7 protein-coding genes are annotated in these 8037 nt (G+C 28.7%); all 7 read right to left on the reverse strand.

Annotation, left to right across the window (positions count from 1 at the left end; translation table 11 throughout):
- Window positions 1-131: 131 nt before the first annotated feature.
- A complete protein-coding gene (locus LPC13_RS16130) occupies window positions 132-629 on the reverse strand; it encodes a DUF4446 family protein (RefSeq protein WP_005209851.1) in 498 nt (165 codons plus the stop codon).
- Window positions 630-665: 36 nt separating this feature from the next.
- Entirely contained in the window at window positions 666-1544 is an 879-nt protein-coding gene (locus tag LPC13_RS16135; protein ID WP_195245471.1) for a ParB/RepB/Spo0J family partition protein, read from the reverse strand.
- A gap of 14 nt (window positions 1545-1558) precedes the next feature.
- Window positions 1559-2320, reverse strand: a complete 762-nt coding sequence (locus tag LPC13_RS16140; RefSeq protein ID WP_195245470.1) for a ParA family protein — start codon at window positions 2318-2320, stop codon at window positions 1559-1561.
- 403 nt (window positions 2321-2723) lie between these two features.
- On the reverse strand, window positions 2724-3494 hold the full coding sequence (noc, locus tag LPC13_RS16145) for a nucleoid occlusion protein (RefSeq protein ID WP_040418378.1): 771 nt from the start codon (window positions 3492-3494) through the stop codon (window positions 2724-2726).
- 271 nt (window positions 3495-3765) lie between these two features.
- A complete protein-coding gene (gene rsmG / locus LPC13_RS16150; protein ID WP_195245656.1) occupies window positions 3766-4485 on the reverse strand; it encodes a 16S rRNA (guanine(527)-N(7))-methyltransferase RsmG in 720 nt (239 codons plus the stop codon).
- Between the two features lie 3 nt (window positions 4486-4488).
- The gene (gene mnmG / locus LPC13_RS16155) at window positions 4489-6378 is read right to left on the reverse strand and encodes a tRNA uridine-5-carboxymethylaminomethyl(34) synthesis enzyme MnmG (protein ID WP_195245655.1); all 1890 of its coding nucleotides are present in this window, start codon (window positions 6376-6378) and stop codon (window positions 4489-4491) included.
- Between the two features lie 9 nt (window positions 6379-6387).
- Window positions 6388-7767: a tRNA uridine-5-carboxymethylaminomethyl(34) synthesis GTPase MnmE gene (mnmE, locus tag LPC13_RS16160; RefSeq protein WP_005209872.1), complete on the reverse strand. Its 1380-nt coding sequence runs from the start codon at window positions 7765-7767 to the stop codon at window positions 6388-6390.
- Between the last annotated feature and the right edge of the window lie 270 nt (window positions 7768-8037).

Here is an 8037-nt window from a genome sequence, read left to right on the forward strand (position 1 = left end):
CTTGAATATAGGAGTCATACCTTAGCATCATAATTTTTTATTATTTACCCTGTCTACTTGACGGGGGGCAGTTCATAATAATATATATTTATATTATTATTTTAGTACAGCTTTTTAATTATAACTTTCTATTAACTATTTATAGCTTGATTTAATACATGCAATTCTTCTTCAGATAAATCATATCTTGATATTCCTTTATCTATCGGTTTAGCATATGTAGTACTATCTTGTCTCGAATAAATTCCAGTTATAATAACACCATCATTATATGAATCTAATATAGCAATTGAAAAACTTAAATCACTTCCTACATTTTCAAATGCCTTATATCTCATTACAGCAACTTTATTTACGCAACCTTTCATTTCTTCTGAAAGTTTTTTACACTCATTAATAGCATCTTGTGAACTATTCATTGCTTTTTCAATATTATCTAAATTTAAGTTAATAACTTCTTCTAAATTCTTATTATTAACTCCCCTCATCATTTTTCTATATCTCTTTTTTAGCTTACTTACTGATGCTAACAATATTATTGTAATTATTAAAAGTAAAAAAGTTATAAGTGCTAATCCAATTATTATAAAGGCTGAATATTGATTAATTAGCTCTATTATTTTGTCCATTTATCTTTCGTCCCTTCAAATGTTTCACGTGAAACATTATAAATTAATTATCTCTAGTATTCTTTGCAAATCTTCCTCTGAATAATATTCAATCTCTATTTTACCCTTATTATTTTTATTGCTTATATTTACCTTAGTCCCAAAATGACTTTCTAACTGATTCATAATTTCCTTGTAATATGGATTACTTTCACTTCTAGTACTCTTAGTAGTTTTTCCATTTTCACTTTTCATTTTTTTAATTAAGAATTCAAGCTCTCTAACCGATAATTTATCATCAATTACCTTTTGTGCTAATTCATATTGAACTTTATTATCTATTATGCTTAATAAAGCTCTTCCATGTCCTTCAGATATTACACCTTCGATTAAATACTGTTGAACATTTTCACTTAAGTTTAAAAGTCTCATTGTATTAGTTATTGAGACACGTGATTTTCCTAATCTTTTGCTTAGTTCTTCTTGTGTTAAATTAAATTCTTCTATTAACTTTTTATAAGCAACAGCTTCTTCAATGGAATTAAGATCTTCTCTTTGAATATTTTCTATTAAAGATACCTCTAAAACCTGTTTATCTGTTAAATCCATTATTATAGCTGGTACTTCTTTTATATGAGCTAATTTCGCTGCTCTCCATCTTCTTTCTCCTGCTACAATTACAAATTCTGAATTATCCTTTTTTAAAATAATTGGTTGTATTATTCCATTGTGTTTTATAGATTCAGCTAATTCCATTATCTTTTCATCATCAAAAGATTTTCTTGGTTGGTTGTCATTACTTTTAATTAAGTTTATATTAATCAACTCAACTCCATTAGATTTATTAGCTTCATTACTTATAATACTATTTTTCATAGTATCCTCTGGTATAAGAGCATTTAGACCTTTACCTAATCCAAATTTTTTACTACTCATTTTTATTCACCTTTCTATTGCATACTTAAGAATTCTTTTGCAAAACGCTTATAGGCTGCTGCCCCTTTACATTTTTCATCATATAACATAATTGGTAATCCAAAGCTTGGTGCTTCAGCTAATCTTATATTTCTAGCAATAGTTGTTTTATATACTTTATCATTAAAGAACTTTTTGGCTTCTTCATATACCTCATTACTTAAATTAGTTCTAAAATCATACATAGTCATAAGTACACCTTCAATTTCTAGTGCCTTATTTAATGATTTTTTTACTAATTGAATTGTATTAATTAATTGACCAACCCCTTCTAAAGCATAGAACTCACATTGTATTGGTATTAATACAGAATCTACAGCTGTAAGAGCATTAATTGTTAAAACTCCTAAGGATGGAGGACAATCTATAAAAATGAAATCAAAATCATCTTGTACTTCTTCTATTTGTCTTAATAATATTGTTTCTCTTTCTTTAACATTTATTATTTCAACCTCTGCACCTGCTAACTCCATAGTTGATGGTGCAATAGAAAGATTAGGAATTAATTCACTTTTTATAATTACATCCTTTAAAGAAGTATTAGCTGTTAATACATCATACATAGAAACCTCTAAGCTTCTTTTGTCTAATCCCAATCCACTAGTAGTATTTCCTTGCGGATCAATATCAATCGTTAATACTTTATAACCTTCCATTGCTAAATAAGCACATAAGTTAATGTTAGTAGTAGTTTTACCAACTCCACCTTTTTGATTAAAAATACATATCTTTTTCATAAAAGCCCTATTTAAGGACTTCACCCCCTTCCCATACATCTATTATATAGATTTTCTATATATAATTAAAGATATACATATTAAAATTAAAGTAAAAATCACACATTTTTCTTCTAAAATTGTTTCACGTGAAACATTGAGTTATATTGCGAGCTAAGATGTGCCAAAAAGATTGCAATGTCGCCTTCAAGAATTGTCATAATTTCGTCAAAAATTAATATCTTCTTTTAGCAGGAAACATTAACTTAAAAATCTGTCTCCAAAATAAATTAGCTAAAAGTTAAAGTAGAAAAAGTGATGATATAACTGAAATCATATTAATTTCTAAAATGTTATATCATCACTTTTTTTGTTAACTTTAAGTCTCAATTTAACTAAAAAGCACCCGTTAGGGTGCTTTTTTTTATTTATTTTTAGGGATAGAAACTGTAATTTCAATACATTCTTCTTTATCTTGAAGTTTATACTCAGCTGGAATATTGAATTTACTTAATACTTGTTTAATCGTATTAACATAAAGCTTTCCTGGTAAAACGCCTTTACCCTTTCTCTTTTTCATTTGCTCTCCAGCTAGTTTTAATAATTCTGCATTAATTAATTCTTCTGTCTTTTTTACATTAAGTCCATTTTTAATTACTTTTTTTATAACTTTTAATTGTAACTCTTCATCAGGTAATGTTAATAAGGCTCTTGCATGTCTTTCTGTAAGATTATTTTCTAAACATAATTCCCTTACTTTTTTACCTAATTTAAGTAACCTTAATTTATTAGCAATAGTAGATTGTTTTTTCCCCATTCTTCTTGCTAATTCTTCTTGTGTAAATTTATGATCATTAATTAAATTGTAGTAAGCCTCAGCTTCTTCAATAAAATTCAAGTCTTCTCTCTGTAAATTTTCTAATAATGCAATTTCTGCTGATTGTGTGTCTGTTATTTCAATTATGTTACATGGAACTACATCAAATTTGGCCATTCTAGCAGCTCTCCATCTTCTTTCTCCTGCAACTAATTCATATTTTTCCCCTATTTTTCTTACTGTAATAGGTTGAATTATTCCGTATTGTTTAATAGACTCACTTAATTCATTTAATGCATCCTCATTAAAAAACTTTCTTGGTTGATAAGCGTTCGGAAATATATTCTCCACTTTTATGTTTACTATCTCTTTTTTCATCTGCCTGACCATCCCTCATAATTTGTTAATCAACATATTATTTCATATTTTAACAATTCGCTTTTTCTTTTTTATTTCCTTCTATATGTACACTACTTTCATAAGATAAATTTACTTACTATTCGTTAATATTTTACACTATTTTTCTCTATGTTTCTATTTAAGATTACAATCCTATTTATCTTATATATCACCCCTTATTCTTTTTGTATAAACTTTGAATAAAAGAGGTGATATAACTGTTTTATATTTTTTTACTTTAAATATGTTATTACTTTAGAGGCTTCTTGTTAACTGTTCCAGCTTTTCTAGGATAAGTTTTAGGACATTCTTTTACTTTCTTAACTTCAACAATATTATGCTTTAAATCAGTTTCCTCAATTGATACTTCAATAATTTCTTTTAATTCTCCACCTAATATTTTTATTGCATTTGAACCATTTTCTAGCTCTTCATCTATAGAAGGCCCTTTTAATGCTACAAAATAACCACCTTTTTTTACATAAGGCATACAAAACTCTGATAATACTGCCATATTTGCAACAGCTCTTGATGTAGCTATATCAAACTTTTCTCTCAGCTCTGGTTTTCTCGCACCATCTTCTGCTCTTGAATGTATTGTTGTAACATTCTTTAGTCCTAATTCTCTAACAACAATATTTAAAAAGTTAATTCTTTTATTAAGAGAATCTAAAAGAGTTATATGTGCATTTGGATGTAATATTGCTATTGGCATTCCTGGGAAACCTGCTCCAGTTCCAACATCAATTATTGTCTTAGCATTTCTTATAGCGTCAGATTTAAAAGCCTTCATACAATCTATAAAATGTTTCTTTATAAACTCTTCATCTTCTATAATTGCTGTTAAATTTATTTTTTCATTCCATTCTTGAACAAGTCTCATATATTTTATAAATTGTTCATATTGAGTTTCTGTTAATTCTAAATTAACATCATTTGCAGCTGCTTTCATTAAGTCAAAAAACTTCATCAATTAGTCCTCCTGTTTTTTCTTTTTATATTGGTGCTCTAAGTATATTAATAATACTGATATATCTGCTGGAGATACTCCTGATATTCTTGAAGCCTGACCTATACTTACTGGTCTAATTGCACTTAACTTTTGAATAGCTTCAACTCTTAATCCTTTTACATCATTATAATCTATCTCTTCAGGTAATATTTTCTTTTCAAATTTTCTAAATTGATTTACTTGTTCTAATTGGCTTGTTATATATCCTTCATATTTAGCTATAATATTAACTTGTTCACCAATATCATCTGTATATTCTGGTCTTTCAGGGTCTAATGGTGCTAACATGAAGTAGTCTAATTCTGGTCTCTTTATTAATTCATACATTCTAATAGGTTTTTTAAGCTCAGTAGAATTAAGAGATACTAAGAATTCATTATTTTCTCTCTTATTAGTTATTTGTAATTCTTTTAATCTTTCAACTTCATTCTCTATATTAGCTTTTCTATTTAGGAATCTGTTATATCTTTCATCTGTTACTAATCCAACATTTCTACCTATTTCAGTTAATCTGAAATCCGCATTATCCTGTCTTAATAATAATCTATACTCAGCTCTAGATGTCATCATTCTGTATGGTTCATTAGTACCTTTTGTTACTAAATCATCAATTAAAACCCCTATATATGCATCAGAACGAGTTAAAATCATAGGATCTTTCCCTTGAACTTTTAATGCTGCATTTATACCAGCAACTATACCTTGTGCCGCAGCTTCTTCATATCCTGAACTACCATTTAATTGACCTGCTCCATATAATCCCTCAATAGTTTTAAATTCTAATGTTGGTTTTAATTGCATTGGGTTTATTGAATCATACTCAATTGCATAAGCAGTTCTTAAAAGTTCAACATTTTCAAGACCTTCTAAAGTTCTATACATTTTAACTTGAACATCTTCTGGTAATGATGAAGACATTCCTCCAACGTACATTTCTAATGTATCTTCACCTTCAGGTTCTACGAAGATTTGGTGTCTATTCTTATCAGGGAATTTCATAACTTTATCTTCTATAGACGGACAATATCTTGGCCCTACCCCTTCAATGCTCCCATTGTACATAGGTGATCTATCGATGTTATCTCTTATAATATTGTGAGTTTCTTCATTTGTGTACGTTAACCAACAAGAAACTTGTTCTCTATCTATATTGTCATGCATAAATGAAAATGGAACTATCTTTTTATCACCAGGTTGTTCTATCATTTTAGAAAAATCTACTGATCTCTTGTTAATTCTTGCTGGAGTTCCAGTCTTGAATCTTCTCATTTCTATTCCAAGATCCATTAAATGTTGTGTTAACTCATTAGCAGCAGCCAAACCATTAGGACCACTATTATAAGTTACATCTCCAATTATTATTCTAGCTCTTAAATATGTACCTGTTGTTAGAACTACAGCTTTACACTTAAAAAATGCTCCATTTTTAGTTAAAACTCCAACAACTTTTCCATCTTCAACTTCAACGTCAATAACTTCTAATTGTCTAACTTCAAGATTTTCTTGATGTTCTAAAACACTCTTCATTCTATTTTGATATTTTTTTCTATCAGCTTGTGCTCTTAAAGAATGTACAGCTGGCCCTTTAGAAGTATTAAGCATTCTTGATTGGATAAATGTATTATCTATATTTACTCCCATTTCTCCACCTAGTGCATCAACTTCTCTTACAAGATGTCCTTTTGCTGTACCACCTATATTAGGATTACAAGGCATTAAACCTATAGCATCAAGATTTAATGTGCATACTAATGTCTTTAATCCCATTCTAGCTGATGCAAGCCCTGCTTCACATCCGGCATGACCTGCACCAACCACAATTACGTCATATTCTCCTGCATTATATCTCATTTTCTACTCCTACTTTCCTACACAGAAATCTCCAAATATTTTATTTACTAAATCCTCTTCTAATTCATCACCTGTAATCTCATTTAAAGCTCTTAAAGATGAAGTAACAAAAATAGATATTAAATCTAAATATTCATTCATTCTTACTCTACTTAAAGCATTCTCTGCATTTTCTAATGCTCTAAATAACGCTTGCTTATGTCTTGAATTAGATATTATTAAACTTTCAGCATCAATTTTCCCACTAAAGAATAGTTCTTTTATTGTATTTTTTAAATCTCCTAATCCAATCTCTTCTTTAGCAGAAATTTTAATTATATTTTCAAAATTACTTATTATATTTTCATCTATTTTAGATTCTAAATCTATTTTATTTAATATTACTACGCACTTTTTATCGCCAACAGCATCAATAATCTCCCTATCTTCATCATCTAATTCTCTTGATGAATCAAGAACTAATAATACTAAGTCAGCTTCTTCAATCTTTTCTTTTGATCTTTCTACTCCAATTTTCTCAACAACATCTTCTGTTTCTCTAATTCCTGCTGTATCAATTATCTTAACTGGAATACCATCTAAATTTATGTACTCTTCAATTATATCTCTTGTAGTTCCTGCTATATCTGTTACTATTGCTCTCTTTTCTCTTAATAAAGCATTTAATAATGATGATTTACCTACATTAGGCTTACCAACTATAGCTAAGCTTAATCCTTCTCTAATAAGCTTTCCTTCGTCTGCACCTTTTAAAAGTACTTTCATTTCATTTATGGCTTTTTCTAAGCTTTCTCCAACTCTTAAAGGTATACTTGGATCTACTTCCTCATCATCTTCTGTAAAATCTACGGCAAATTCAACTAAAGCTAATACATTTAACATATATTCTCTTAATTTATTAATCTCTTTAGATAAGTGTCCTGTACTTTGCATTAATGCAGATTTCATTGCTAAATCTGTTTTAGCTTTTATTATATCCATAACTGCTTCAGCTTGTGATAAGTCTATTCTTCCATTTAAAAAGGCTCTCTTTGTAAATTCTCCAGGCTCTGCAAGTCTAGCTCCAGCCTTAATTACAGTTTCTAAAACCTTATTAGTTGAAACTACTCCACCATGGCAATTAATTTCTATTACATCTTCTGCTGTAAAACTTCTTGGTCCTTTCATAAAACTAATTATAACTTCATCAATAAGTTCATTAGTTTCTACATCATAGATATGTCCGTACTTCATTGTGTAAGATTTCATATTCTTAATATCATCATTACTCTTAGGTTTAAATATTTTTGAAACTATATCTAATGCTTTATCTCCTGATATTCTTATAATTGCAATACCACCTTCTCCTAAAGCAGTTGCTATTGCGCATATTGTATCAAATTCTTTCATTAAAATCCTCCGTTAACCAATGGATAACTAGAAATGGCTAATCTTTGCCATTTTCCATTCTTTTTAATTATTATGCCCTATTTTCGCTAATATTCATTTTACAAAACTATTTTATATAAGTCAAAATTCTATAATATAACTTAATTTTAAAAGATATAACATAATTCTTGCCTTTTAAATAATTTTTTAGAACAAATCGAGTAGGAGGAAAATAATTATTTTATTTTCCGTCCTCTCACACCACCGTGCGTACCGGTCTGGTACACGGCG

Origin of the sequence: Clostridium celatum (assembly GCF_021412605.1) — a bacterium.
GTDB lineage: Bacteria > Bacillota > Clostridia > Clostridiales > Clostridiaceae > Clostridium > Clostridium celatum.